We start from the raw sequence: 26,517 nt of genomic DNA on the forward strand, positions 1-26,517 counted from the left end.
GCTGGCACGCCTCGGATCGGCGCGGCCGGCGCGCGCTACTCCGCCGCCTCGCTCTTGCCCTCGATCAGCAGCACGTCGAGGCTCTCGATCTCCTGCATCGCCCGGCCGGCGATGCCCTGCAGGTCGCCATACAGTCCCGCCGTCGAATCCAGCACGCCGCGCAGTTGCTCCTCGCGCTTGGCCCAGAGCCGCATCATGGTCTTGCGCTCCCGGTCGAGGTCCGATTGCATCTCGGTGAAGCGCTCGACGATGGCGTCGATGCGGTGGCGGAAACGGGGGCCCGTGAGATAGGCGTAGACCATCTCCATCTTGGTCTGCTGGCCCTCCTGCGCGAGCTTGCTGCAGGCGACGTCGATCAGCGACTGCCGCAGTGCCAGCGACAGTGGCAGCGCGAAGCGCGGCTCGGCGACCCAGACGCCGTCGATCAGGTCGAAGCCGTCGACCCCCTTGGGCAGCGCGCTCGAGACGATCAGCGCGATGTCGGCCTTGGCGGCGCGCAGGTCGTCGCGCAGCTTGACCAGCCAGCCATCGCTCCAGTTCTTGGTGCGCTTGGACTCCCACAGGATCGCGCCGCAGACCTGGCCGCTGGGGGCCACGACCCGATGGATCACGTCGCCGCCGAACTCGCCCTTCGGCACCGGCTCGACAAGGTCGCGGGGGAAGCGCGCACGCAATTGCGATTCCAGCTCGATCTCGAGCGCCTCGCCCTGCAGTTGCTGCGAGCCTTGCTCGGCCTTGCGGCGGAGTTCCTCGATCTGGCGCTGCATGCCGGCGATCTGGGTTTCCTTCTCGGCGACCTTCGCCTTCAGTCCTTCCTCGGCCTCGAGCCGCGCCTTGTCGCGCACGGCGACGAGACTCTCCTGCACCTTGGTCTCGATGGTGAGATCGAGCTCGCGGCGGGCCTCGTCGAGTTCGCGCTGCTTGCGCATCATCTCGGCCTGCGCCTTCTGGGCGTCGGCGAGCTTGGCGTCCTTGCTGAGGATGGTCTCGTGCAACTCGGCGAGCTGGCGATCGCGATTGCCCATCTCATCCGCGACGGCCTGGCGCGCCTTCTCGGCTTCGGCTTGCGCGATCGCAGCGCGTTCAGCCTTCAGCTTGGCGGCGACTTGCTGATCGATCGCGGCCTTGGCCTGCGCGATTTGCTCCTGCGCGGCCTTGAGCTGCGCCTCGCGGCGGCCGAAATCGGCTTCCTTCGCCTGCAGCTGCTTTTCGAACTGCCGGCGCGTCTCCGCGATCAAGGGCGCTGCGAGCTGCTCGGTCAGCTTGATCTCGGTGCGGCAGGAGGGGCAGACGATCTGAGGATCGGTCATGATTCGCATCCTTCCATGAAGGCCGAATCTAACCGGCCGCCGCGTGGCGTTTAACCCACGCGGACGGCTTATCCCATGCAATTATCTGCGATTCCCCGCCCTTCGTCGTCTTACACGCCGTGCGGCGTGGCCTCCGGAGCCGCGGTGTTATCCGGCGCCTTGATGCGGAACCAGGCGACGTACAGCGCCGGCAGGAACAGCAAGGTCAGCACTGTGCCGACGATGATGCCGCCCATCATCGCATAGGCCATCGGGCCCCAGAACACCTCGCGCGCGATCGGGATCAGCGCCAGCGAGGCTGCGGCCGCCGTCAGCATGATCGGCCGCATGCGGTGCTCGGTCGCCTCCATCACGGCCTCCCACGGCGGCCGTCCTTCTTCGCGCAGATGCTCGATCTGCACGATCAGGATCACCGAGTTTCTGATCAGGATGCCGATCAGCGCGAGCACGCCGAGGATGGCGACGAAGCCGAGCGGCGCGCCGCTCGGCAGCAGCGCCGCGACGACGCCGATCAGGGCCAGCGGCGCCACCGCGAACACCAGGAACAGGCGCTGGAAGCTCTGCAGTTGCAGCATCAGGATCGTGGCCATCGTGAACAGCATGATCGGGACGACCGCGATGATCGGCGCCTGGCTCTTGGCGCTCTCCTCGACGCTGCCGCCGGTGACGACCTTGTAGCCGGCCGGAAGCTTGGCGTCGAAGGCCGTGATCGCCGGCTTGAGCTGATCGACGACTGTGTTTGGCTGCACCTGATCGATCACGCTGGCCTTCAGGGTCAGCGTCGGTTGCCGCGAGCGGCGCCAGATCTCCGGCTGCTCGATCTGGTAGCGCAGGGTCGCCAGCGCCGCGAGCGGGATCGACTGGCCGTTCGATCCGGACAGCTGCAGATCGCGCAGCGTCTCCAGCGACTGTCGTTCCTTGGCCTGGGCGCGGCCGCGAACGTCGATCAGATAGATGTCGTCGCGCACCTGGGTGATCGAGGTGCCGTCGAGCACGCCGTTCAGCGCGTTGGCGATGTCCTCCGAGGTGACGCCGAGCTGGCGCGCCTTGTCCTGCAGCACGTCGACTTTCACGACGCGCGCCGGCTCCATCCAGTCGAAGATGACGGCCCCGAGATGGCTGTTGCCGCGCAGGACGCCGGCCAATTCCTGCGCGATCTCGCGCACCTTGGCCACATCGGGCCCGCTGACGCGATACTGCACCGGGCGGCCGACCGGCGGGCCGATGTCGAGCAAATGCACATAGGCGTCGGTGCCGGGGAACGTCTTGGTCAGATAGGCCTGCAGCTTGGCGCGGGCACGGTCGCGCGCCTCGAGGCTCTTGGTGACGATGATGATCTGGCCGAACGACACGTCGGCCGGCTGCACGTCGAACGACAGCACGAAGCGCTGCGCGCCGGAGCCGACATAGGTCGACCAATGGTCGATGTCGGGATCGCCCTTCAGCGCCTCCTGCTCGAACTGCGCCATCTGCGCATTGGTCTCGGCGATCGAGGAGTTCTGCGGCAGGTTGAAGTCGATGACGAGCTCATTGCGGTCGGAGGAGGGGAAGAACTGCTGCTGCACGAAGCGCATGCCGAACACGGAGAGGCCGAAGATCAGCACCGTGGCGATGATCGTGGTCCAGCGGTGCCGCATGCAGGCATTGAGCATGGCGCGGAAGATCCGCGTCAGCCGGCCGCCTTCGGCATGATGACTCGGCAAGGTCGCGGGCAGAATGGAGACGCCGAGCAGCGGCGTGAACAGCACGGCGACGATCCACGACACGACCAGCGACACCGCGATCACGACGAACAGCGTGAAGGTGAACTCGCCGGCGGCGCTGTTGTTGAGGCCGATCGGAATGAAGCCGGCGACCGTGACCAGCGTTCCCGTCAGCATCGGGAACGCGGTCGAGGTGTAGACATAGGTCGCTGCCTTGCGCAGGCTGTCGCCCACTTCGAGCCGCGCCACCATCATCTCGACCGCGATCATGGCGTCGTCGACCAGGAGGCCGAGCGCGATGATCAGCGCGCCCAGCGAGATGCGCTGCAGGGATATGCCCGTGTAGTTCATGAACAGGAAGGTGATCGCGAGCACCAGCGGGATCGAGATCGCGACGACGAGGCCCGCGCGCACGCCGAGGCTGACGAAGCTGATCGCCAGCACGATGATGACGGCTTCGTACAGTGCCTTGGTGAAGCCGCCGACGGCTTCCTCGACGATCTTGGGCTGGTCCGAGACGAGATGCACGCCGACGCCGACCGGCAGGTCGGCCACGACCTTCGCCATCTCCTCCTTCAGCGCCTCGCCGAAGTCGAGCAGGTTGGCGCCCGCCTTCATGCCGATGGCAAGCCCGATCGCCGGCTGGCCGTTGAAGCGGAACAGCGACGTCGGCGGGTCCTCATAGCCGCGGGTGATGGTGGCGACGTCGGTGAGCGGAAAGAAGCGGTCGTTGATGCGCAGGTTGATCGCCTTGAGGCTTTCCTCGGAGGTGAACTGGCCGGAGACGCGCACGGCGACGCGCTCGGGGCCGGCCTGCAGCACGCCGGACGGCGACACCGCGTTCTGCGCCTGCAGCGCGGTCAGGATGGTGCGCTGGTCGATGCCGAGCGCGGCCACCTTGCGCGGCGAGAATTCGAGATAGATCACCTCGTTCTGCGCGCCGACGATGTCGACGCGGCCGACATTGGGCACGGTCAGCACCTTGGCGCGGACCTCTTCGACGCGGTCACGGAGCTGGCGCTGGCTCAGCCCGTCGCTGGTGAAGGCGTAGATGTTGCCGAACACGTCGCCGAAGCGGTCGTTGAATCCCGGCCCGATCACGCCGGACGGAAAGTCGCCCTTGATGTCGTTGATCAGGTTGCGCACCTGCAGCCAGGTCGGAACGACATCGCGCGCCTTGGTCGTGTCGCGCAGGTTGACGAACACGGTGGTCTGGCCGGGCACGGTCAGGCTCTTGGTATAGTCGAGCGCCGGCAGCTCCTCGAGCTTCTTCTCGATGCGGTCGGTGACCTGGCGTGTCATCTCCTCGGCGGAGGCGCCGGGCCACTTGGCCTGTATCAGCATCGTCTTGATGGTGAATGACGGATCCTCCTCACGGCCGAGATGCAGGTAGGAGTAGAGACCCGCGGCCATGAAGGCGATCATGAAATACCAGACGAGCGAGCGGTGCTCGAGCGCCCAGTCGGAGAGGTTGAAGGACTTCACGGCTGAGATTCCTGATCGATGCGGACGGACTGGCCATCCTTGAGACTGTGCACGCCGGCGGTGACGACGCGCTGTCCGGCGTCGAGGCCGCCGGTGACGCGGACGCTGCCGTCCTCGTTCCTGGCGATCGTGATTTCCTGTCGCTTGACGGTCTTGCTGGCCGCATCGACCAGCCAGACGAAGCTCTTGTCGTTCTGCTCCAGCACGGCCGAGCGCGGCAGCCGGATGACGGTCTTCTGCTCGGTGTCCAGCGTGGCGGTCACGGTGGTGCCGAGGCGCATGATCTCCGGCGGGCTGTCGAGCGTGATGCGGATGCGGCGCGTGCGCGTCGTGGCATCGGCGCGCGGCGCGATCTCGCGGACCTTGCCTGCCGCGCTGACGCCGGGATCGACCTGGAGCCGCACGGTGAACGGCGTGCCAGCCTGCAGGCCGCCGGCGATGTCGTCGCCGACATCGATGACGGCTTCGCGGACGTCGGGCCGCGCGATGGTGACGACGCTCACGCCCGGCGAGACGACCTGTCCGACTTCCGCGCCGACCGCGGTGACGATGCCGGCGAAATCAGCCTTGAGCTGCGCGTAGCCGAGCTGCTCGCGCGCCTTGGCGAGGTTGGACTGCGCCTTGACGACGGAGGCCTGGGCGGCTGCACGCGACTGCTCCGCGCTCTCCAAGGTCGCCTTGGTGGTCGCGTCGGTTTCCAGCAAGGTGCGCTGCCGGCCTTCGGTTCCCGTTGCGTTGGTCAATTGCGCCTGGCTGCGCGAGACCTCGGCGGCCGAGGCACGCACGGCGAGCTCGAGCGCGGCGGGATCGATCGCCGCGACGACCTGGTCCTGCTTGACCATGTCGCCGACATAGACGGGCCGTGCGATCAGCCGTCCGAGCACGCGGAAACTGAGATCGGCCTTGTAGCGCGGCTCGATGGTGCCGGTGACGGCCGAGCCGTTGGCCGCCTGCGGCTCGATCTTCATCGACAGCACCGGCCGGACCGGCTCGGGGGCGGCGGCCTGCTCGTTGCAGCCGGCGAGCAGGGCGAGCGCGCCGAGCGGAAGAACACAACGCATCGGCGTCATCACGACCGCTTCTCCTCGTTGAATGTGATCTGTTGTCCGACGCTGAGCAGCTTGCCGCCATCGGTCACGACGCGATCGCCGGGCTTCAATCCGGCCGAGACGACGATCGCGCCGGTCTCGTAATCCTCGATCGTGATCGGCTTCAGCGACACGGACTTGTCGGCGGCATTGACCAGCCAGACCGCCGGAGTCTTGCCTGCGGCCGTCAGCGCGCTCCATGGCAGCACGATGCGCTGCTCCGGCTTGATGAAGCCGGTGGCGCTGACGGCGCTGCCGAGGGTCATCTCAGGTGGCGGAGTCTCGATCGCGATCTTGACGCGGACCGTGCCGGACTTCGGATCGATGGTCGGCGAGACCTCGCGCACCGTGCCCTTGGCGGTGACCGAGGGATCCGACAGCAGCGAAAGCGCCACCTTGCTGTCGTCGAACTTGAGCGACAGCGCGGCCTCGTAGACGTCGATCACGGCGTCGCGGGCGCCGTCATGGGCCAGCGTGAACACCGACTGCGCGGCTTGGGCAACCTGGCCAACCTCGATGTTGCGCGCGGTGATGGTGCCGTCGGCATCGGCGCGCAGCTCGGTATAGGTCAGGGCGTCCTTGGCCGTGCCCAGCTGCGCCTTGGCGGACTCCAGCGAACCCTCCGCCGTGCGCAGCGTCTCCTGGGCCTGGTCGAAGGTCGCCCGTGTCGTGAAGCCGCTCGACAACAAGGTCTGCTGCCGGTTGAAGTTGGAGGTCGCGACCTTGACCTGCGACTCCGCAGCCGTCACGGCGGCCTCCGCGGAATCGAGATCGGCCTGCTGCTCGGCCGGGTCGATCTTGGCCAGCAACTGGCCGGCCTTGACGTGTGCGCCGACCTCGACCAGCCGCTCGGTGACGCGGCCACTGACCCGGAACGACAGGTCCGCGAGCACGCGCGCCTGGACGTCGCCGGTCAGCGTGATCGATTGCCGCCGCTCCGACAGCTTGACCACCTCGGTCCGCACCAGCCGGGACGGCGGCGCCGTTGCGGCCGTCTTCTGCTCGCAGCCGGCCAGCAGCAGGCCAATGGCAGCACAGCCGGCCACGGCCAGCAGGCGTGAGCCCGACGTCCGAAGGAAGGGGAATCCTGCGAATGGAGACATGGTCGTATCTTCGGCTCGGTTGGGTGGTAACGGTCGTCCCTGTCCCGCCGCGCATGCGCGCCGGATCAGAAGCGCCTGGTTGGTCGCAAGCAGCCCGCAGAATTCGCTCAGCCGCCCGCCGTTGCAAGGAAGCAGGTTCACGCGAGAGTTGAACACCATCCTCTTGACAGTGCGTGAATTAGACAATCAAATCTAGAATATATCGTCTAGTAACATTCTCGTGGCGGTTTCCAATTACCCCTATGCGGCTTGTCGGGCGTTCCCGTTGGGGACATCGGCATCGCTGCCGCCGCGATGAACGAAGGCATGACGCGAACGTGCGACGGAAAGCTGCGACCGACCTGAATGACCCCGCGCGCTCGACGGCTCGTGCGCCCCGCCAGGCGCGCGGCCGTGAGCGCCGCGAGCAGTTGCTCGACGCGGCAGCCGCCATCATCGCCGAGGCCGGGATCGGTGCCGTCGGCATGCACGCCGCAGCCCAGCGCGCCGGCGCGTCGATCGGCTCGGTCTATCACTTCTTCCGTGACAAGGAGCAGATGCTCGACGCGCTCGCCGAGCGTCACGATGCCGAGCTGCAGCCGGCGTTCGATCGCGTGCTGCAGCGAAGCGATGCGGAATGGGCAGCGATGTCGCCGCCGCAGGTCATCGAGCAGTTGATAGGCTGGGCGATTCGCTACTTCGTTCGCCATCCAGATGCGCTGGCGACGCTGGATCTGCACGATCAGACCATGCATGCCGAGTTCAGGGCCCTCATCGACCGCGTCATGCGCGCCAGGCTCGGCGATGAATTGGGCCAACAGGCGGCCACCACGCTCGATGCCGTCGTGCTCGGTACCCTGCTGTTCACGCGCGAGCAGGATCCGCGCAGTCGCGACGTCGTGGTCGCCGCGCTGCCGGAGATGATGGCAACCTATCTCACGGCGCTGGAGGCGAAGCGGAAGCGGCCGAAGGGGTGAGGTACAGACGCCGTATCGACGCGATCAGTGCGGCGACCTGAACGGCCACTCGCTCCTTTTCCGATGGATCGCCACCGAGCGCGGCGTCGCTGTGTCCTCGATCGGCTTGGCCGAGAGGATGATCTGGTCCTCGCCGTTCCAGCGGTCGAACTCGTAGCACCATTTGCCAGTCTCCGGTGTCCGATAATGCCAGTCCTTCAGCGCTCGATCGCGAGACGGATGATCGACGACCGCGAGGGTCGTTCGGTGCCGCCGACGATGCTGCAGATCAGACGGAACGACGAGGCAGGCGCGGCCGTATGCATCCCGCTCATCGCACGGGCCCCGCCGGCGATGGCGTGTCGACATGATCCATCGTCGTCATCGACAGCGGCTGCGGGCCCTCGACGAGAGCAGGGCGATCGCGGCGATGGGCCAGCCGCTGCTCGCCGCTCCGATTGCGTTTGCTGGCGATCCCTTCGACCAGCCGGGCCACGACGCCGACCACGGCAAAGCTCACGAGCAGCGAGATGCACAGCAGCCCCAGATAGAGCTTCAGCACCGAGCTTGCGAAGCAGGCAAGCGCGATGAGCGCGACAATGGCCAGCCGGCCTTTGACGGAGATCGACATGATGGAGCGTTTCGCTGATAGCTGATTGTGGGCGCCACTCTAGCGCCATGTTTTCTGCAGCCAAGCCGCGTCCCAATGGGTGGTAAATTTTGCCGCAAGGTCATGACGACAATCGAATGCGCTCCAACTCAATCGTCGTTGCTCGGATCGCAGCTCAACTGCGCGTTGTGAAAATTCGGTTGTCCCAGCGTCGGCTTCACGCATGCGTCGTGGGGAACCGAAGCGAGCATCTGCAAGCACGCCGTCGCGCAATGACCGAGCCGACGGCTGCGTTGTCGGCGAATGCCGGAACGATGGGTCGAGTGCTTGTTGCGCGCCGAGAACATGCCCCGCGCCCGTGAGGGCGAACGATATACGCAACCCGGGCCGATCGCGCCGCGGGAGCGCCGTGGCACGTCTTCTCCTAGAGAACCGCGATGGTTGAAAGTCGAACCGTTGCCAGGGCGCATGAGCTCGCGCGGGTGCAGGCTCGGCGAACGAGCTGTTTGACAGGTGAAGAGGACAGTGAAGGTGAGCGGCTATTGCGCGCCCGCCCACGCCGCGAGCGCGGCGCGCTCGTCGCCGGTGATCTCGGTGATGTTGCCGGGCGGCATGGCGCTCGACCACGCGGCGTTGCGCACGATCAGCCGTGCATTGCGCCGGATGTTGTCGGCGGTGTCGAGCCGCACGCCCTTGGGGGCTGCGACGATGCCGTCCCATACGGGCTCGGCGGCGTGGCACATGCTGCAGCGGGAGGTCACGATCTCCTCGACCTGCGCGAATGTTGGCGGCGCGCTCATCGTCGTCTTGGCGTCGCGAGGGCCCGCCGCGGACAACAGCAGGATGCCGATCATGCCCGCGGCCGCAACGCCCCACACCCACCATGGCGACGGATGACCCTTGTGACGCGCGTTGAAGAAGTGGCGGATCACCGGCCCGAGCGCAAGCACGATGGCGACGATCGCCCAATTGTAGCGGGTGCCGAACAGCAGCGGATAGTGATTGCTGATCATCAGCACCACGACCGGCAGGGTCAGATAGTTGTTGTGGACCGAGCGCTCCTTGCCGGTCTTGCCGAGCCTGGGGTCCGGGGCCTGACCTGCGAGCAACGCGGCAACGATCTTCTTCTGGTTGGGGATAATCACTGCGAACACGTTGGCGACCATGATGGTGCCGATGATCGCGCCGATCTGGTTGAAGGCGCCGCGGCCGCTCAGCACGTGGGTGAAGGCGTAGGTGAGCGCGACGAGGAAGATGTAGCCGCCGATCGCGAACGGCAGCTCGTGCCTGGCAAGGCCGCTGCGGCAGGCGCCCTCGTACAGCAGCCACGCCAGCGCCAGCGAGCCGAAGCTGAACAGACCGGCCTGAACGGGCGTGAGATCGAGGATCGACTTGTCGACCAGGAACAGGTCGGCGTTGAGATAATACACCACGATCATCAGCACGAAGCCGGACAGCCAGGTGGTGTAGGCCTCCCATTTGAACCAAGTCAGCTCGCTCGGCATCTGCGCCGGCGCCACCAGATATTTGACGATGTGGTAGAAGCCGCCGCCATGGACCTGCCAGGCTTCGCCCATCACGCCCGTCGGCAGGCCCTCACGCGGCTTCAGGCTGAGATCGAGCGCGATGAAGTAGAACGAACTCCCGATCCACGCCACCGCCGCGACCACGTGCAGCCAGCGGAAGATCAGGCTCAGCCATTCCGATATGATCGAGGCCCACATCGTGCGCTCATCTCCTTGTGCAGCACGCGCCGAAGGACGGCCGCCTGCGCCCCATCTGTTGCATCGATCCCGTGTGATTTCCAGCGCATCGCTTTGGCAGGCCGTGCACAGGAGACAGGCCTTCATGCGCGCTTGATCTGGTGGACATCGACCGCGCGATTGCGTTCAATGCATCCGGTAACGACGCATGGCGGACGCGATGAAGAGACCGGTCCTGATCATTCTGGTGATGGCGCAGCCCGCCTTGGTGCAATCCGCCTTGGCGCAGACAGCGCCCGCGCCAAAGCCGGCAGCCGCCAGGCGCGCCGATGCCTGCGCGCCGATCGGGCGCACCGAGGACGGCAAGCTGGTCTATTCGATGAAGTGCGAGAGCATTCCAAAGCCGGTCGCGCCTGCCGCGCCACAGGCGGCCGCGCAGCCGACGCAATCTGCTCCGGCAGCCGAGCCGGAGCCCGAGACCGAGCGAAGCGGCCTGTTCGGCTGGTCCTACGATCGCCGGTCGAAGCCCTAGCGCGGCCATCTCCCACCTCGGACGTGCTGCGCAGAGGAGCTGATGGCCGCCGGACGCTCGTCGACCGGACGAAATGTCTCGCTCATGCGCGTCCCCGGATCGCCGCCATCATTGGCTCATTCGCCGAATTTCTCCTGCAACTGCGGAAACAGCCGGTCCGGCTTGAACGGCACGGCGGTGAAGCGGATGCCGGTGGCGGCGCGCAGCGCGTTGCCGAGCGCGGCGGCGACCGGATTGTAGGGGCTCTCGCTCATCGACTTCGCCCCCAATGGGCCGATCGTATCGCTGGTGTCGGCAAACAGCACTTCGGTGCGCGGCACGTCGGCATAGGACGGCACATGGTAGTCGCGGAAGCGCGGATTGATCACGCGGCCCGTCTCGTCGATCACGATCTCCTCGTAGAGCGCAGCACCCAGCGACTGCGCGACGCCGCCCTCGATCTGGCCGCGGCACTGCATCGGATTGGCGACGCGGCCAGCATCCGCGGCCTGCACGCTCTTGAGGATCTTGACCACGCCGGTGTGCTTGTTCACGGCGACGCGAAAGCCCTGGACGTTGAACGCGACCGAGCGCGGCGTGCCCTGCGAGTTGCCGCTTGCCGTGAGCGGCGATCCGCTGAGCTTGGCAATCTCGGAAAAGGACAGGCGCCGAGCGCCGCAACTGATCGCATTGTCAGCGATCCGGCAGCCGTCCGGATCCAGGTTCCAATGATCGGCGGCGAAGCGCTTGAGCGTCTCGGCGAGCGCCTCCGCCGCGGCCTGCGTGGCGCGGCCGGCCACGAACGTGCCGGTCGAGCCGTAGGCGCCGGTGTCGTGGCCGCCATGGGCGGTGTCGGACTGGTTGAGGGTGATGCGGTCGGGCGTGGTGCCGAGCACGGTCGCCGCGATCTGGCGATGCACGGTGCTGGTGCCATTGCCGAACTCGGCGGTGCCGACGGTGAGCACGAAGCCGCCGTCGTCGCGCAGGCTGATGGCGGCGTCGGCGAAGTGGCCGTCAGGCGGCACCGTATCGATCATCGTCAGCGCGATGCCATCGCCCGTCAGCCACTCGGTCGACAGCTCCGGCGTCGGCGTCGTCTCGGCCATCGCGCGCTCGACCAGATCGAGGCACTGGTCGAGCCCGTAGGAGCCGTACAGCACGTCGCTGTGCTCCGATGCCGGCGGCGCCAGCATGGGATCGCCGGGCCTGACGATATTGCGGCGTCGCATCTCGACAACGTCGATGCCGAGCTGCCGCGCGAGCTCATCGATTGCGGCTTCGACCGCGAAGGTGGTTTGCGGCAGGCCGTAGCCGCGATAGGCGCCGGCCGGCACCGTGTTGGTGTAGACGGCGATCGCGTCGACCTTTTTGTTGGGACAATTGTAGACCGAGATCGACTCGCCGCAGGCATGGAACAGCACGGGCCCGGCGTGATTGCCGTAAGCGCCGGTGTTGGAGACTACATCGAGCTGCAGCGCGGTCAGCTTGCCGTCGCTGTCGGCGCCCGCTTTGACCGTGACACGCATCGGATGTCGCGTCGAGGTCGCGATGAACTGCTCCTCTCGGGTGAATTCGAGCTTGACGGGACGGTTGGTCTTCAGCGCGGCGAGCGCGAGGATATCCTCGACGAACATCTCCTGTTTGCCGCCGAAGCCGCCGCCGACGCGCTCGCAGAACACGCGGACCTGGTCGGAAGGCAGGTCGAAGATTTCGCACAGCGCCCGCCGTGTCAGGAACGGCACTTGCGTGCTGGAACGGACGGTGAGCACGCCGTGGTCGTCGAGCCAGGCGAGACCGCCGTGCGTTTCCAGGGCGGCGTGCTGCACCCGCTGCGTGGTGAAGGTGCCTTCATAGGTCGCGGCGGCAGACGCGAGCGCGGCGGCGACGTTGCCAAGCTCGCCGTGGGTCTCGGCGACGATGTTGCGGCTGACGTCCGCGATGCGATGCGCAGCTGTGCGGCCGGCGTGAATGACAGGCGCGCCGGGCGCGATCGCGGCTTCGGGATCGACCACGGCAGGCAGGATCTCGTAGTCGACGACGAGGCGTCGGCAACCTTCCTCAGCGGCGGCTTCGCTGTCGGCGACCACGGCGGCGACCTTCTGGCCGATGAAGCGGACGACATCGTCGAGCACGCGGGTGTCGGCCGGATCCATCCAGGCCTGCTCATGGCGCGCGGTGGAGAACAGGGTCGCCGGCGCATCCTCATGCGTCAGCACTGCATGCACGCCGGGCACGGCCAGCGCAGCCCTCTTGTCGATGCCGACGATACGCGCATGCGCATGCGGCGAGCGCGCGAGCTTGACGTGCAGCAGGCCTTCGACCGTCGTGTCGAAGGTGTAGCGTGCCCGGCCGCGCACGACGTCGGGGCCGGCGGGGGCCGGCAGGCTGCGTCCGAAGGCTTCGCCGGCCATGACATCCTCGACATGGGTGAGGCCGAGCAGCGCGTCCTCGATGGCGCGATAGCCGGTGCAGCGGCACAGATTGCCCTTCAGCGCCGCGCCGAGATCCTTCACCTGCGCCTGGTTCAGCGAGGCGCAGGTGACGATCATGCCTGCGGTGCAGAAGCCGCATTGGAACGCCTGCGCATCGAGGAAGGCCTGCTGCATCGGATGCAGGCCGTCATCGGCGGCGAGACCTTCGACAGTCGTGACCGCCTTGCCCTCGGCGCGAAAGGCGGGGATCAGGCAGCTGTGCACCGGCTCGCCATCGAGCAGCACGGTGCAGGCGCCGCAATCACCGGCGTCGCAGCCCTTCTTGACGCCGAAATGGCCGGCGTCGCGCAGAAAGGTCCGCAGGCACTGTCCGGGGCGCGGGGCAGCATCGACTTCCTTGCCATCGACGATCACGCTCATGGCCGCGCGCCGCCAGCGAGCTCGGCGCGAATCTCCTCGGCGAGGCGCAGGGTCATTGCCTTGCGCCAGGCGGGCTTGCCATGAACATCATCATGATACGACGTATCGGGGATGTCGCCGAAGATGCTCGCGCGCAGCAAGGTTGCGTCGGGCATGCTGGCAAAGCGCAGCTGCAGCGGCTTGACGGTCGATCCGGTTACGGTGAGCAGCAGGTCGCCGTTGCGGCCCGAGGTTCCGATCAGCAGCGCGCCGGAGCGTCCGACCGGAGTGAGTGCGATCTGGCGGAAGGCGGTGCGGCGCTTGAGCGCGGGCAGCGGAATGTCGATCTGGCGCAACAGGTCTCCAGGCGCGAGCACGTTGCTGTTGTTGCCGGTGACGAAGTCGGTGACCCTTATGCGCTGCTCGCTGCCGTCACTCCTCCAGATCGTGCAGACGCCCTCGAGCGCGGCGAGCAGCGAGATCATCGGCCCGGCCGGCAGCGACATGCAGAGATTGCCGCCCACGGTCGCCGTCTTCCAGATCTTGAAGGAAGCGAGGAACGCGCGGCAGCATTGATCGATCAGGGGCGCCGCGATCCAGTCGGCCGGGCAGGGCAGCGCGTCCAGCGCGGCGACGCTGCAGGTCGCGGCGATGCCCAGGCTCTGATCGCTGATGGTGAGTGGCGGCCAGGCGAGCTCGCTGAGATCGATCAGCCGCGACAGCTGCGCCTGCGGTTCGGAGAACAGCCACGTGCCGCCGGCCAGCCAGGCATCGCCTGCCTGCCAGCTGGGCAGCTCGGCCCGCGTTCTCGGGCGCACGACCTCCGTGATGGTGTTCAGATCCATGGTGATGCCAGCTCGTGGGCGCAGCCTATCGCGGGTGGAATCCTTGCAAGACCAGCGCCAACTGGCAATAGGATGACGCTGGCCTTCCGCTTGCAAGTTACCGGCACACGCAAACGCCCAATCAACGAGACGAGGCAGCCATGAGCACGACGCCGATCTGGATCAAGGACCCGCTCGCCATTCTCGCCGAGGATGCTGCGCGCGGTGTCGTCGTCAAGGACGGCCGCATCGTCGAGCTGGTGCCTGCCGGTGCCGAGCCGGCCACCGCTGGTGCGGCGACCTATGATGCCAGCGCGCATGTCGTGATCCCCGGGCTGATCAATACCCATCATCACTTCTACCAGACGCTGACGCGCGCGCTGCCGGCCGCGATGGACCGCGAGCTGTTCCCCTGGCTGAAGGCGCTCTATCCGATCTGGGCGAAGCTGACGCCGGAGGCACTGGATGCTGCGGTCACGGTCGCGATGGCCGAGCTGATGCTGTCGGGTTGTACGACCACGACAGATCATCACTATGTCTTCCCCGCCGGGCTCGAAGATGCAGTTGGCATCGAGGTCGCGGTGGCGAAGCGGCTCGGCATTCGGGTGCTATTGACCCGCGGCTCGATGAACTTGTCCGAGCGCGACGGCGGGCTGCCGCCGGACAGCGTGGTGCAGGACGAGGACACGATCCTTGCCGACAGTGAGCGCGTGGTCGCCACCTATCACGAGCGCGGGCCGGATGCGATGGTGCAGATCGCGCTGGCGCCGTGCTCGCCGTTCTCGGTGACGGGATCGCTGATGCAGAAGACGGCTGCGCTCGCCGACAAGCTCGACGTGCGGCTGCACACGCATCTCGCCGAGACCGAGGATGAGAACCGCTTCTGCGAGGCGATGTTCGGCTGTCGTCCGCTGGATTATCTCGAAAAGCAGGGTTGGCTTGGTCCGCGCACCTGGCTTGCGCACGGCATCTTCTTCAATGCCGAGGAGATGAAACGGCTCGGCAAGGCGAGGACGACGATCACGCACTGCGCCTGCTCGAACCAGTTGCTCGCCTCCGGCTGCTGTCCGGTGTGCGAGATGGAAGAGGCGGGCGTCGGCATCGGCCTTGGCGTCGATGGCTCGGCCTCGAACGACGGCTCCAACCTGATGCAGGAGGTGCGCTCCGCTTTCCTGCTGCAGCGGGCGCGCTACGGCGTTAGCCGGATCAGCCACAAGGATGCGCTGCGGTGGGCGACGAAGGGCTCGGCCGCGTGCGTCGGCCGGCCCGAGCTCGGCGAGATTGCGGTCGGCAAGGCCGCCGACCTCGCGCTGTTCAAGCTCGACGAGCTGCGCTTCTCGGGTTCAGGGGATCCGATCGCCGCGCTGGTGCTGTGTGGCGCGCACCGTGCCGATCGCGTGATGGTCGGCGGCCGCTGGACCGTGATCGACGGCGCCATTCCGGGGCTCGATGTCACCCGGCTGATCCGGCGCCACAGCGCGGCGGCAGCTCAGATGCAGGCGGGGTGAAGACGATTGTCAGGCCGGCTGTGGGTCCAGGAAGCGCTCGGCGTAATGGCAGGCGACGAGGCGGCCGTCGAGCGGGCGCAGCGGCGGGCGCTGCGCGCGGCAGAAATCCGTCACATGGGGACAGCGGGTCGAAAACACGCAGCCGGCCGGTGGGTCGAGCGGCGACGGCAACTCGCCCTTGGGCACGATCCGCTGACGTTTGCGGCCTAGGCCCGGCGTGGCGTCGACCAGGGCCTGCGCATAGGGATGAAGTGGCCGCGCGAAAATGCGCTCCTTCGGCCCGTGCTCCATGACCAGTCCCAGATACATGATCAGCACGTCGTCGGCGATGTGCCTGACAACACCGAGGTCGTGCGAGATGAAGAGATAAGCGAGCCCCAGCTCACGCTGCAGATCGGCCAGCAGGTTGAGCACCTGCGCCTGCACCGACATGTCGAGCGCGGAGACCGGCTCGTCGGCGACCAAGAGCTTCGGCCGCAACATCAGGGCGCGCGCGATCGCGATGCGCTGCCGCTGGCCGCCGGAGAACATGTGCGGATAGCGGCCATGATGCTCCGGACGCAGCCCGACCTTCGCCATCATGTCGAGCGCCTGCGCGCGCCGCTCCTGCTTGGTGAGGTCGGTGTTGATGATCAGCGGCTCCTCGAGGATGGCGCCGACGCGCTTGCGCGGGTTGAGCGAGCCATATGGATTTTGAAACACGATCTGCACGGTACGCCGCAAGGTCCTCGCGGCGCCGGCCGGAGGATCGACGGCGTCGAGGCCGTCGAGCATGAGCGTGCCGGCGTCCGGCTTCTCGATGAGCGTGACGAGACGCGCGAGAGTCGATTTGCCGCAACCGGATTCGCCGACGACCGCCAGCGTCTTGCCGGCGTCAATGGCAAACGAAACGCCGCCGACGGCCTGCAGATGCGCCGGGGCGCGGAACAGGCCCTGCTTGATCTCGTAGCTGCGCTCGAGACCGTCGGCGGTGACGAGCGTCGTCATGACAGGGCCTCGTGGGCCTGGCACGGCGCACAGGCGCCATGCCGGTCGGCCTCGATTCGCTCTTCGCGCGTGGGATCGCCGAGCGGGTAATGACAACGCACCAGGCCATCGCTCCAGGGACGCAACTCGGGACGCACCGCATCGGTCAGCGGCGTCGCATAGATGCAACGCGGGCTGAACAGGCACCCGGGCGGCCGGTCGTAAGCTCCGGGCACCACGCCAGGGATGGTGGCGAGCCGTCCCCCGTCGCTCGCTTCCGGGCGCGCCGCCAGCAAGGCGGCCGTGTAGGGATGCTGGGGCGAGGCGAACAGGCTCGAGGTCGGGCGCTGCTCCATGATCTGTCCCGCATACATCACCGCTACGCGCTCGGTCGTGTCCGAGACCACGCCCATGTTGTGGGTGATGAGGATCAGCGCCATGCCGCGGTCGCGCTGCAGCGACAGCAGCAGATCGAGGATCTGGGCCTGGATGGTGACGTCGAGCGCCGTCGTCGGCTCGTCGGCAATCAGGAGCTTCGGATTGCAGGCGATCGCCATCGCGATCATGACGCGCTGGTTCATGCCGCCCGAGAGCTGGTGCGGATAGGACGAGAGCCGGCTCTCGGCGGCGGGAATGCCGACCTGCTCCAGCAGCTCGATCACCCGCCGCCGCGCGGCCTTGCGGTTCATCCCCTCGTGAATGCGCAGCGTCTCGGCCAGCTGATAGCCGATCGTGAACGACGGGTTGAGCGACGTCGTCGGCTCCTGGAAGATCATCGCGACGTCCTTGCCGGTGAGGGTGCGCCGCTCGCGGTCGGACAGGGTCTGCAGATCCCGTCCCTCGAACAACATTTTGTCGGCCTGGACTTGGCCGGGGTAGGGCACCAATCCCATCAGGGCCAGCATGCCGACGCTCTTGCCGGATCCGGACTCGCCGACGATGCCCAGCACCTCGCCTTTGTCGAGCGCGATGCTGACGCCATCCACGGCACGGACCATCCCGTTCCGCGATGGAAATGCGACCGACAGATTTTCGATCTCGAGAAGCGGCATCGGATCGCCTTCACTCTCTTGCGCAGATTATCGTTTGAGCTTGGGATCAAGCGCGTCGCGCAGCCCGTCACCGAGCAGGTTGAAGGCCAGCACGGTCAGCAGGATTGCCAGGCCCGGCAGCGTGACGACCCACCAGGCCCGCAGCACGAATTCGCGCGCGTCCGCCAGCATGGTTCCCCATTCGGGCAAGGGCGGTTGCGCGCCGAGACCGAGAAAGCCGAGCGCGGCGGCGTCAAGGATCGCGGTGGAAATTCCGAGCGTCGCCTGCACGATCAGCGGCGCCGCGCAGTTCGGCAGCACTTCTTTGAACATCAGGCGGAGCCGGCCGGCGCCCGCGACCTTGGCCGCGATGACGTAGTCCTTCGAGACCTCGCTGATCACGGCGGCACGCGCGATCCGCACGTAGTGCGGCAGCAGCACGATCGCGACCGCCAGCATCGCATTCATCAGGCCCGGCCCGAGGATCGCGACGATGACGATCGCGAGCAGAAGGCTCGGCAGCGTCAACGTAATGTCCATCAGCCGCATGATCGCGACCTCGGCCACGCCGCGGAAAAAACCGGCGATCAGGCCGAGAATCGTGCCCGATATCACCGACAACGTCACCACCGCGATGCCGATCAGAAGCGACAGCCGCGCGCCGTGGATGAGACGGGACAGAATATCGCGCCCGATCGCGTCGGTGCCGAGCGGATAGGACAGCGATCCACCCTGTTGCCAGAAGGGAGGCTTCAGGAACGCCGCATTGTTGGTGAGCACAGGCGAATGCGGCGCGACGACATCGGCCGACAGCGCGAGCAGGATCAGGACCGCGATGACGACCAGGCCCGCGACGGCCCCGGCATTTTTCCGGAAGTCTTGCCAGAACTCCAGCAATGGAGACGGTGGCGCGTCCGCTTGCGCGACAACGATGCGGGTTGGGAGGTTCTCGGCGCTCATCGCGTGTACCGGATGCGGGGATTAATCAGCCCATAGGCGATATCAACCAGCAGATTGACGGTCATGACGATCGCGCCGATCAGCAGCGTGCCGCCCTGCAGCACCGGATAGTCGCGGCGGTTGATGCCCTCGATCAGCCATTTGCCCACGCCCGGCCAGGAAAAGATGGTTTCGGTAAGGATGGCGCCGGTGAACAGTACGCCGACCTGCAACCCGATCACCGTCACCACCGGGATCAGCGCATTGCGCAAGGCGTGAATCGCGATCACGCGGAACGGCGGCAGCCCCTTGGCGCGGGCGGTGCGGATGTAGTCCTCGCCGAGGACCTCCAGCATGGCCGATCGCGTCATGCGGGCGATCACCGCGAGCGGTACCGTGCCGAGCACGATCGTCGGCAGGACGAGATGCGACAGGGCCGAACGAAACGCGCCGACATCACCGGCCAGGAGCGTATCGATCAGCAGGAAGCCGGTCACCGGCTCGATGAAATACTGCACCGCGATCCGGCCCGACACCGGCGTCCATCCGAGCTGCACCGAAAACAGCAGGATCAGCAGCAGTCCCCACCAGAAAATCGGCATCGAATAGCCGGTGAGCGAGATCCCCATCACGCCGTGGTCGAAGATCGAATTGCGCCTGACCGCGGCGATGATGCCGGCCGGCAGCCCCACGCACAGCGCAAACAGGATCGCGCAGACCGACAGTTCGACCGTCGCGGGGAACAAGGTCTGGAATTCGGCAATCACCGGCTCATGGGTGACGATCGAGCGGCCGAAATCTCCGTGCGCCAGCCGCGACAGATAGAGGCCATACTGGACCAGCACGGGCTGATCGAAACCGTAATCCTTGCGCAGCTGCGCGAGGCGGGCGGGATCGATCCCGCGCTCGCCGGCCATGGTTTCGATAGGGTCGCCGGGGATGAGGCGGATCAGCACGAACACGAGCAACGTGATGCCGATGAAGGTCGGGACCACGAGGCTCAGCCGGGTAAAGACGAACCGCAACATGCAGTGCTCTGTCAACTTTCCCCGGAAGGTCTTCGGGAGGGCAGCGAAGCGGAAGCGGCGAAGCAGCGAAAGCTGCTTCGCCCTGAGGTCCGCTAGTCCCTGACGTCGACGCCATAGAAGCTGTGGCGTCCGAACGGCGATAGCTTGAAGTCGATCACGCGTTTGCTGACAGGCTTCAACTGCACCGCATGCGCGATCGTGAACCACGGTGCCTGCTCCTTGAAGGCCACCTGGGCCTGTTCGTAGAGCTTGGCACGCTCGGCCTGGTCGCTGACGGTCTTGGCCTTTACGACCAGTTCGTCGAACGGCTTGTAGCAGAACTTTGCGATGTTCGACCCCGATCCCGCCGCCGAAGCACAGCCCAGCAAGGTGTGCAGGAAGTTGTCGGGATCGCCGTTGTCGCCGGTCCAGCCGTACATGCCCATCTGGTGCTCGCCGGCCTGCAGCCGCTTGCGGTATTCGCCCCATTCGAACGACTTGATCTCGGCCTTGACGCCGATCTTGGCGAGATCGGCCTGCATCAGCTCGGCGATGCGCTTGGCATTCGGATTGTAGGGACGCTGCACCGGCATGGCCCACAGATCGGTCTCCAGGCCGTTCGGGAATCCGGCATCGGCGAGAAGCTTCTTGGCCGCGTCGGGGTCATAGGGATCGTCCTTGACGGCGTCGTTGTAGGACCACATCGACGGCGGGATCGGGTTCTTTGCCGCGATGCCGGTCGACAAATAGACCGCGTCGATGATCGCCTGCTTGTTGATCGCCATGCTGAGCGCTTTACGCACGCGCACGTCATCGAACGGCTTCTTCTGCGTGTTGAAGGCGAGATACCCAACGTTGAGGCCCGGCTGCTCCAGCACGGTGACGTTCGGGTCCTTTCTGATCGTGTCGATATCGGCCGGGTTCGGATAGGGCATCACGTCGCATTCGCCCTTCTGCAGCTTGGCCCAGCGAACGGATGCATCCGGCGTGATCGCATAGACGAGGTCGTCGATCTTGGCCTTGCCGCCCCAATATTGGGGAAACGCCTTGTACCGGATCACGGCGTCCTTTTGATACTGTACGAGGTAGAATGGACCAGTGCCGATCGGATCCTGGTCGATCTTCTCGGGCGTACCGGCCTTCAGCATCGCGTCGGCATATTCCTTCGACTGGATCGCGGCGAACGGCATCGCGAGATCCGCGAGGAAAGGGGCTTCCGGCTGATTGAGGGTCACCTTGATCGTATAATCGTCGATCTTCTCGACCGACTTCAAAAGTTTCGGCATCGCCATGTCGCCGAAATACGAATGGTTCGGGCTCGTCACCTTGAAATAGGGATTATCCTCCTTCCATTGCCGCTCGATCGAGAACAGAATGTCGTCGGCATTGAAGTCGCGTGTCGGCTTGAACGACTTGGAGGTCGAATGCCACTTCACGCCCTTGCGGAGGTTGAACGTGTAGGTGGTGCCGTCGGGCGAGATCGTCCATGTTTCCGCGAGACCTGGCACGACTTGCGTGCTGCCGCGCTCGAACTCGACGATGCGGTTGTAGATTGGCTCATTGCCATCGAACGATGTCCCAGTTGTGTTGACACCGGGATAGAAGTTCTCTGGGCTGCCTTCCGAGCAGAAAACCAGGGTCTTGGCGAAAGCGGCTGGAGTCGTCAGTAGCGCCGACGTGCAGACGGCAACGAGCAGGATAGATCTGTTCACAGTTGGAACTCCCGGTTACGGCTGTCGAGGCATCGCAAGGTGGAGCATCATTGGACTCGACCCAGACGATGGGCCGTACCACACGATGCATTCGGGTAACGATCTACCTCATCATTCGTCGTAACAAAAGGTCCAACTCAAATGTGAGTACCGATCACCCTGCCGCAGCAGAGCTGCAGGGTGATCGGCAGCCCCAGCTTGATTACTTGCCCGGCACCTTGTCGTCGATGCCCTTGACGTAGAAGTTCATGCCGAGGATCTGGCCGTCGGCGAGATGGTCGCCGCCCTTGCACTCGATCTCCTTGCCGTCCTGGCCGAGCACCGGGCACTTGAACGGGTGCAGCTTGCCGGCGGTGATCGCCGCCTGGGTCTCCTCCGCCAGCTTCTTCACGTCATCGGGCATGTTGGTGTAGGGCGCCATCTCGAAGATCTTGGAATCGAGGCCGCCCCAGGTGTCCTCCGACTTCCAGGTGCCGTCGAGCTCGGCCTTGACGCGCGCGATGTAGTAGGGGCCCCAGGTGTCGAGGATCGAGGTGAGCTGCGCCTTGGGCCCGAACTTGATCATCTCGGAGTCCTGGCCGAAGGCGAGCTTGCCGCGCTCGGCTGCGATCTGCATCGCGGCCGGGCTGTCGGTGTGCTGCATGATGATGTCGGCGCCCTGGTCGATCAGCGCCTTGGCGGCGTCGGCTTCCTTGCCCGGGTCGAACCAGGTGTTGGCCCAGATGATCTTGACCTTGATGTTCGGGTTGACCGTCTGCGCGCCGATGATCGTGGCGTTGATGCCAGAGATAACCTCCGGGATCGGGAACGAGCCGATATAGCCGAGCACGCCGGCCTTCGACATCTTGCCGGCGATGATGCCCTGAATGTAGCGGCCCTGATACCAGCGCGCCGAATAGGTCGACATGTTCTTGTCGCGCTTGTAGCCAGTGGCGTGCTCGAAATGCACGTTGGGATATTTCTTGGCGACCTTCAGGGTCGGATCCATGTAGCCGAACGAGGTCGTGAAGATCAGCTTGTTGCCGGCGCGGACCAACTGCTCGATGGCGCGCTCGGAGTCGGGGCCTTCCGGCACATTCTCGAGATAGGTCGTCTCGATCTTGTCACCGAGCTCCTTCACTAGCGCCTGGCGCGCGAGCTCATGCTGATAGGTCCAGCCGAGGTCGCCGATCGGCCCGAGGTAGATGAAGCCGATCTTCAGCTTGTCGGCGGCGTGCGCCACGCCGGCGATGCTTCCCGCCAGCACCAACGCGGCGGCAGCCCCCAGAAGCCTTTTCATCATCGTCAATATCTCCAAACAGTCGGGGGGAAACCTCGTGAGCCAGAGCGTCGCGCCCCATCGCTGGCGCTCCGGATGATTGCTTCAACGATCCGGCACGAACACCGTCCCCAGCGCCGCCGGCGCGGTGGAGCCGCCGGTGCGGGCGCGCGACAGCAGCACCAGGACGATCACGGTGGCGAGGTACGGCAGCGCCGACATGAACTGCGAGGGGATGCCGACGCCGGCGCCTTGCGCATGCAGCTGCAGGATCGTCACCGCACCGAACAGATAGGCGCCGATGACGAGGCGGCCCGGCCGCCAGGATGCGAACACGACCAGCGCCAGCGCGATCCAGCCGCGCCCCGCGGTCATGCCGGGAATGAAGAACGGCGTGTAGGCGAGCGGCAGATAGGCGCCGGCAAGCCCGGCGCAGCCGCCGCCGAACAACACCGCGAGCAAACGGATGCGCAGCACGGGATAGCCGAGCGCGTGGGCGGAGACATGGTTGTCGCCGCAGGCGCGCAGCACCAGGCCGGCACGGGTGCGGTACAGGAACCACCAGACGGCGATGATCAAGGCGAGCGACAGATAGACGAACGCGTCCTCGCCGAACACGATACGGCCGACCAGCGGGATGTCGCTGAGGCCGGGGATGGAGAGGTGCGGCGCGGTGCTGATGCGCTCGCCGACGAAGCGCGCACCGATCAGGCCGGACAGACCGATGCCGAGGATGGTCAGCGCGAGGCCCGTCGCCACCTGGTTCACGGCGAGGCCAAGGGTCATGAACGCGAAGATCAACGACATCAGCATGCCGGCGACGATGCCGCACAGCGCGCCGACGATGATCGAGCCGGACAGCCAGGCCCCACCGAAGCCGCAGGCCGCGCCGACGATCATCATGCCCTCGACGCCGAGATTGAGGACACCCGAGCGCTCGGTGACCAGCTCACCGGTGGCCGCCAGCAGCAGCGGCGTCGATGCGGCGAGCACCGACAGGATGATTGCTTCAACCAGCACCACTTTGCACCTGCCGCGCGGCCAAGACGAGCTTGAAACGGTAGAGGATGAGCGAATCGCAGGCGAGCACGTAGAACAGCAGGATGCCCTGGAACACCTTGGTCACATCGAGTGGAATCTTCATTGTGATCTGGGCCTGCTCGCCGCCAATGAACGTCAACGCGAGGAAAAGCCCTGCAATGAATATTCCAACCGGGTTGAGCCGCCCGAGAAAGGCCACGATGATCGCGGTGAAACCATAGCCCGGCGAGATGCCGGGCTGCAGATGTCCGATGGGGCCCGCCACCTCGATGATCCCTGCGAGACCGGCCAATGCGCCCGACACGGCGAACGTCAGAAGGATGAGCTGGTTCGCATTGAAGCCGCCGAACCGTGCCGCACGCGGCGCCACGCCCACGACTCGGATCTCGAACCCCTTGATGGTGCGCTCGAGCAGCACGAAGGCGCCGGCAACGACAATCAGCGCGATGATGCTGCCGAGATGCAGGCGTCCGCCCTCGATCAGCACGGGTACGGTCGCGACCGGATCGAACTCCGCCGTTGTGGGGAAGTTGAAGCCGGCGGGGTCGCGCCAGGGGCCGCGGACGAGATAGTCGAGCAGGAGATCGGCGACGTAGACCAGCATCAGGCTGGTGAGGATCTCGCTGGCGCCGAACTTGACGCGACACAGCGCCGGGATCAGCGCATAGAGGGCGCCGGCCGCGGCACCTGCGACCAGCATTGCCGGCAGCACCCAGTGTCCCGCCTCGGTGCCCTGCGTCTTCACCGCGATCCAGCTGCCGGCCACGGCGCCGATCAGGAACTGACCCTCGGCGCCGATATTCCAGGCGTTGGCGAGGTAGCACAGCGACAGGCCGATCGCGATCATCACCAGCGGCGTGGCCTTCACCGCGATCTCCTGCAGCGAATACCCGTCGGTGAGCGGCGCGATGAAGTAGACGCCGAGCGCAGTGATCGGGTTCTTACCGAGCACGGCGAACAGCACGCTCATGGTGACGAGCGTCAGCCCGATCGCGATCAGTGGCGAAACCAGCGCAATGATGCGCGAGCGCTCGGCGCGCTTCTCAAGCACGAGCTGCATGCGCGGCCTCCTTCTCGATGCTGGCGCCGCCCATCAACAGGCCGAGCTTTTCGCGCGTCGCCTCCGCGCGTGGCAGCGCCTTCGAAAGCTGCCCGTGAAACATCACGGCGATGCGGTCGGCGATCTCGATGAGTTCGTCGAGGTCCTGGCTGGTCACGAGGACGGCAGCGCCCGCGCTGGCGAGATCGATCAGCGCTTGGCGGATGATCGCGGCGGCGCCGGCGTCGACGCCCCAGGTCGGCTGGTTGACGACCAGCACCGCCGGCGTGCGCAGGATCTCGCGGCCGACGACGAACTTCTGCAGATTGCCGCCGGACAGGCTCGCCGCTTCCGGATCGCGCTTCGCCTTGCGGACATCGAATGTCTCGGTGGTGCGATCGACGGTCCGCAGCGTCGCTGCCGCGTTGATGAAGCCGCGCCGGACCATGTCGCTGGCCGCGTGTCCCGTCAGCAGCGCATTCTCCGACAGCTTCATCCGCGGGGCGGTGCCGTGCCCCAGCCGCTCCTCCGGCACGAAGGCGGCTCCCATCTTGCGGCGCTGGCTGATCGAGAGATTGCCGCAAGCGAGGCCCTCGATGATGATCGTGCCGGGCTCCTTGACGAGGCGTTCGCCGGACAGCGCAGCAAATAGCTCGTCCTGGCCGTTGCCGGCGACACCGGCAATGCCGAGGATCTCGCCGCCCTTCAGCTCGAAGGAAATGTTCTTGAGGCCCACGCCATGCAGCTCGCTGGGGGCGAGGGTGAGATCATTGACGACCAGGCGCGGCACGGTGGTGCGCCGCTTGGCCGGCGGCTTCACTTCCTTGATCTCGGTCCCCACCATCATGCGGGCCAGCGAGGCAGCCGTCTCCAGCTTCGGATTGCAGGTCGCGACCTTCCTGCCGCTGCGCAGGATGGTGGCGGTGTCGCACAGCCGCTTCACCTCCTCGAGCTTGTGGCTGATGTAGAGGATGGCGCGGCCTTCTGCTTTCAGTCGCTCCAGCACGACGAACAGCTGGTCGGCCTCCTGCGGCGTCAACACGGCGGTGGGCTCGTCCAGGATGAGGAATTTCGGACTCTGCATCAGCGCCCGCACGATCTCGATGCGCTGCCGCTCGCCGACCGACAATTGCCAGACCTCGCGCTTCGGATCGAGCGGCAGTCCGTAGTCGCGCGCGACGTCCGCGAGCCGCGCTGACATCGCCTTGAATGGCTCTTTGCCGTCGAGCCCGAGCGCCACGTTCTCAGCCACGGTGAGGTTGTCGAACAGGGAGAAATGCTGAAACACCATGCCGATGCCGAGAGATCGCGCCTCGGCCGGGCCGGACAGCTTGATGGGCACACCCTGCCAGCGCAACTCACCGGCGCTCGGCTGCACCAGTCCGTAGATCGTCTTCACCAGCGTCGACTTGCCGGCACCGTTTTCGCCAAGCAAGGCGTGAATCTCGCGTGGCCGGATCTCGATGTCGATCTTGTCGTTGGCAAGGAAGTCGCCATAGCGCTTGGTCAACCCGATCGTCTGCAGGAGCGGAGGCGTAGGGTTCGGATCGGCCGGCGCGGGTTCAGGCATTTGCTGCGTCGTGGGCAGGGGAACGAAGATGCCTCAATTGTGATCTAATTTTCCGCGGCGCGTAAGAGGCGAAAAGCGCCATCCTCTGCCCAACTCTTGTCCAAGCGCCCATCGCGCGGCGATCGGCGAATGCAGCGCGCCCTTGGTTGCAAGCAGCGTACGCTGCAATCAGCTGTGATCGATAAAGCTCTGTGGCACTTTTGAGACACTGGCCGGAAATCGATCCGCCGCAGCAAGCTGCACGTTGGATGAGCAGCGTCATCCAATGCGCGTCAGGGGCGCGCTTGCGCGCAGGCTTGCTCGCGAAAGCGCGCGGAAGGCCACGCGGGGGGCTTTCGGAAAA

21 protein-coding genes are annotated in these 26,517 nt (G+C 66.0%); 3 read left to right on the top strand and 18 right to left on the bottom strand.

Features of this window, described 5'->3' with window-relative positions; translation table 11 throughout:
• Positions 1–35: 35 nt before the first annotated feature.
• The 4 genes from QW868_RS17885 to QW868_RS17900 all read right to left on the bottom strand — a co-directional run bounded on the left by QW868_RS17885 (position 36) and on the right by QW868_RS17900 (position 6,689).
• Positions 36–1,310 carry a DUF2130 domain-containing protein gene (locus QW868_RS17885; RefSeq protein WP_316231081.1) on the bottom strand — a complete coding sequence of 425 codons (1,275 nt, stop codon included), beginning with the start codon at positions 1,308–1,310 and terminating at the stop codon, positions 36–38.
• Positions 1,311–1,420: 110 nt separating this feature from the next.
• Positions 1,421–4,498, bottom strand: coding sequence for an efflux RND transporter permease subunit (locus QW868_RS17890; protein WP_316231082.1), 3,078 nt, complete (start codon positions 4,496–4,498; stop codon positions 1,421–1,423).
• Positions 4,495–5,571: an efflux RND transporter periplasmic adaptor subunit gene (locus QW868_RS17895; RefSeq protein ID WP_316160337.1), complete on the bottom strand. Its 1,077-nt coding sequence runs from the start codon at positions 5,569–5,571 to the stop codon at positions 4,495–4,497. Before QW868_RS17895 ends, QW868_RS17890 begins: the two co-directional genes overlap by 4 nt.
• Positions 5,568–6,689 (bottom strand): efflux RND transporter periplasmic adaptor subunit, encoded by a 1,122-nt coding sequence (locus QW868_RS17900; protein WP_315772008.1) that lies wholly within the window; start codon positions 6,687–6,689, stop codon positions 5,568–5,570. Before QW868_RS17900 ends, QW868_RS17895 begins: the two co-directional genes overlap by 4 nt.
• Positions 6,690–7,006: 317 nt before the next feature.
• Here QW868_RS17900 and QW868_RS17905 point away from each other — a divergent pair, with 317 nt between their 5' ends.
• Positions 7,007–7,645 (top strand): TetR/AcrR family transcriptional regulator, encoded by a 639-nt coding sequence (locus QW868_RS17905; protein WP_315772009.1) that lies wholly within the window; start codon positions 7,007–7,009, stop codon positions 7,643–7,645.
• Between the two features lie 24 nt (positions 7,646–7,669).
• Here QW868_RS17905 and QW868_RS17910 read toward each other — a convergent pair whose 3' ends face one another.
• The 3 genes from QW868_RS17910 to QW868_RS17920 all read right to left on the bottom strand — a co-directional run bounded on the left by QW868_RS17910 (position 7,670) and on the right by QW868_RS17920 (position 9,958).
• A complete protein-coding gene (locus QW868_RS17910; RefSeq protein ID WP_316231083.1) occupies positions 7,670–7,993 on the bottom strand; it encodes a hypothetical protein in 324 nt (107 codons plus the stop codon).
• Positions 7,956–8,255, bottom strand: coding sequence for a hypothetical protein (locus QW868_RS17915; RefSeq protein ID WP_315781907.1), 300 nt, complete (start codon positions 8,253–8,255; stop codon positions 7,956–7,958). The genes QW868_RS17910 and QW868_RS17915 overlap by 38 nt, the downstream gene beginning before the upstream one ends.
• 518 nt (positions 8,256–8,773) lie before the next feature.
• Positions 8,774–9,958, bottom strand: coding sequence for a urate hydroxylase PuuD (locus tag QW868_RS17920; protein ID WP_316231084.1), 1,185 nt, complete (start codon positions 9,956–9,958; stop codon positions 8,774–8,776).
• A 199-nt stretch (positions 9,959–10,157) separates the two neighbouring features.
• Here QW868_RS17920 and QW868_RS17925 point away from each other — a divergent pair, with 199 nt between their 5' ends.
• The gene (locus QW868_RS17925; RefSeq protein ID WP_316231085.1) at positions 10,158–10,469 is read left to right on the top strand and encodes a hypothetical protein; all 312 of its coding nucleotides are present in this window, start codon (positions 10,158–10,160) and stop codon (positions 10,467–10,469) included.
• A 116-nt stretch (positions 10,470–10,585) separates the two neighbouring features.
• Here the strand turns inward: QW868_RS17925 and QW868_RS17930 are convergent, their stop codons facing one another.
• Both QW868_RS17930 and QW868_RS17935 read right to left on the bottom strand, forming a co-directional pair.
• On the bottom strand, positions 10,586–13,300 hold the full coding sequence (locus tag QW868_RS17930; protein ID WP_316231086.1) for a molybdopterin-dependent oxidoreductase: 2,715 nt from the start codon (positions 13,298–13,300) through the stop codon (positions 10,586–10,588).
• Positions 13,297–14,124, bottom strand: coding sequence for an FAD binding domain-containing protein (locus QW868_RS17935; protein ID WP_316231087.1), 828 nt, complete (start codon positions 14,122–14,124; stop codon positions 13,297–13,299). Before QW868_RS17935 ends, QW868_RS17930 begins: the two co-directional genes overlap by 4 nt.
• A gap of 140 nt (positions 14,125–14,264) precedes the next feature.
• On the opposite strand from QW868_RS17935, the gene QW868_RS17940 reads away from it, so the two are divergent.
• The gene (locus tag QW868_RS17940) at positions 14,265–15,611 is read left to right on the top strand and encodes an 8-oxoguanine deaminase (protein ID WP_316231088.1); all 1,347 of its coding nucleotides are present in this window, start codon (positions 14,265–14,267) and stop codon (positions 15,609–15,611) included.
• Between the two features lie 9 nt (positions 15,612–15,620).
• On the opposite strand, the gene QW868_RS17945 is transcribed toward QW868_RS17940, so the two are convergent.
• The 9 genes from QW868_RS17945 to QW868_RS17985 all read right to left on the bottom strand — a co-directional run bounded on the left by QW868_RS17945 (position 15,621) and on the right by QW868_RS17985 (position 26,174).
• Positions 15,621–16,598, bottom strand: a complete 978-nt coding sequence (locus QW868_RS17945) for a peptide ABC transporter ATP-binding protein (protein WP_316231089.1) — start codon at positions 16,596–16,598, stop codon at positions 15,621–15,623.
• Positions 16,595–17,629 carry an ABC transporter ATP-binding protein gene (locus QW868_RS17950; RefSeq protein WP_316231090.1) on the bottom strand — a complete coding sequence of 345 codons (1,035 nt, stop codon included), beginning with the start codon at positions 17,627–17,629 and terminating at the stop codon, positions 16,595–16,597. The genes QW868_RS17945 and QW868_RS17950 overlap by 4 nt, the downstream gene beginning before the upstream one ends.
• 27 nt (positions 17,630–17,656) lie before the next feature.
• Positions 17,657–18,568 carry an ABC transporter permease subunit gene (locus tag QW868_RS17955; RefSeq protein ID WP_316231091.1) on the bottom strand — a complete coding sequence of 304 codons (912 nt, stop codon included), beginning with the start codon at positions 18,566–18,568 and terminating at the stop codon, positions 17,657–17,659.
• The gene (locus QW868_RS17960; protein ID WP_315738539.1) at positions 18,565–19,575 is read right to left on the bottom strand and encodes an ABC transporter permease subunit; all 1,011 of its coding nucleotides are present in this window, start codon (positions 19,573–19,575) and stop codon (positions 18,565–18,567) included. Before QW868_RS17960 ends, QW868_RS17955 begins: the two co-directional genes overlap by 4 nt.
• A 92-nt stretch (positions 19,576–19,667) precedes the next feature.
• Positions 19,668–21,266, bottom strand: a complete 1,599-nt coding sequence (locus tag QW868_RS17965) for an ABC transporter substrate-binding protein (RefSeq protein ID WP_316231092.1) — start codon at positions 21,264–21,266, stop codon at positions 19,668–19,670.
• Positions 21,267–21,468: 202 nt separating this feature from the next.
• Complete coding sequence (locus QW868_RS17970; RefSeq protein ID WP_316231093.1) at positions 21,469–22,548, bottom strand: BMP family ABC transporter substrate-binding protein; 1,080 nt, start codon at positions 22,546–22,548, stop codon at positions 21,469–21,471.
• Between the two features lie 81 nt (positions 22,549–22,629).
• The gene (locus tag QW868_RS17975) at positions 22,630–23,547 is read right to left on the bottom strand and encodes an ABC transporter permease (protein WP_315738536.1); all 918 of its coding nucleotides are present in this window, start codon (positions 23,545–23,547) and stop codon (positions 22,630–22,632) included.
• The gene (locus tag QW868_RS17980; RefSeq protein ID WP_315755375.1) at positions 23,534–24,625 is read right to left on the bottom strand and encodes an ABC transporter permease; all 1,092 of its coding nucleotides are present in this window, start codon (positions 24,623–24,625) and stop codon (positions 23,534–23,536) included. The genes QW868_RS17975 and QW868_RS17980 overlap by 14 nt, the downstream gene beginning before the upstream one ends.
• Complete coding sequence (locus QW868_RS17985; protein WP_316231094.1) at positions 24,609–26,174, bottom strand: ABC transporter ATP-binding protein; 1,566 nt, start codon at positions 26,172–26,174, stop codon at positions 24,609–24,611. The genes QW868_RS17980 and QW868_RS17985 overlap by 17 nt, the downstream gene beginning before the upstream one ends.
• Between the last annotated feature and the right edge of the window lie 343 nt (positions 26,175–26,517).

The sequence above is a fragment of the Bradyrhizobium sp. SZCCHNR1051 genome, from assembly GCF_032489615.1.
Lineage (GTDB): Bacteria > Pseudomonadota > Alphaproteobacteria > Rhizobiales > Xanthobacteraceae > Bradyrhizobium.

Coding starts and splice junctions, on each gene's coding strand:
- QW868_RS17950 (WP_316231090.1), bottom strand. CDS start 17,629: ATGCCGCTTCTCGAGATCGAAAATCTGTCGGTCGCATTTCCATCGCGG.
- QW868_RS17970 (WP_316231093.1), bottom strand. CDS start 22,548: ATGATGAAAAGGCTTCTGGGGGCTGCCGCCGCGTTGGTGCTGGCGGGA.
- QW868_RS17980 (WP_315755375.1), bottom strand. CDS start 24,625: ATGCAGCTCGTGCTTGAGAAGCGCGCCGAGCGCTCGCGCATCATTGCG.
- QW868_RS17925 (WP_316231085.1), top strand. CDS start 10,158: ATGAAGAGACCGGTCCTGATCATTCTGGTGATGGCGCAGCCCGCCTTG.
- QW868_RS17885 (WP_316231081.1), bottom strand. CDS start 1,310: ATGACCGATCCTCAGATCGTCTGCCCCTCCTGCCGCACCGAGATCAAG.
- QW868_RS17960 (WP_315738539.1), bottom strand. CDS start 19,575: ATGTTGCGGTTCGTCTTTACCCGGCTGAGCCTCGTGGTCCCGACCTTC.
- QW868_RS17920 (WP_316231084.1), bottom strand. CDS start 9,958: ATGTGGGCCTCGATCATATCGGAATGGCTGAGCCTGATCTTCCGCTGG.
- QW868_RS17945 (WP_316231089.1), bottom strand. CDS start 16,598: ATGACGACGCTCGTCACCGCCGACGGTCTCGAGCGCAGCTACGAGATC.
- QW868_RS17940 (WP_316231088.1), top strand. CDS start 14,265: ATGAGCACGACGCCGATCTGGATCAAGGACCCGCTCGCCATTCTCGCC.
- QW868_RS17985 (WP_316231094.1), bottom strand. CDS start 26,174: ATGCCTGAACCCGCGCCGGCCGATCCGAACCCTACGCCTCCGCTCCTG.
- QW868_RS17935 (WP_316231087.1), bottom strand. CDS start 14,124: ATGGATCTGAACACCATCACGGAGGTCGTGCGCCCGAGAACGCGGGCC.
- QW868_RS17955 (WP_316231091.1), bottom strand. CDS start 18,568: ATGAGCGCCGAGAACCTCCCAACCCGCATCGTTGTCGCGCAAGCGGAC.
- QW868_RS17910 (WP_316231083.1), bottom strand. CDS start 7,993: ATGTCGACACGCCATCGCCGGCGGGGCCCGTGCGATGAGCGGGATGCA.
- QW868_RS17915 (WP_315781907.1), bottom strand. CDS start 8,255: ATGTCGATCTCCGTCAAAGGCCGGCTGGCCATTGTCGCGCTCATCGCG.
- QW868_RS17930 (WP_316231086.1), bottom strand. CDS start 13,300: ATGAGCGTGATCGTCGATGGCAAGGAAGTCGATGCTGCCCCGCGCCCC.
- QW868_RS17900 (WP_315772008.1), bottom strand. CDS start 6,689: ATGTCTCCATTCGCAGGATTCCCCTTCCTTCGGACGTCGGGCTCACGC.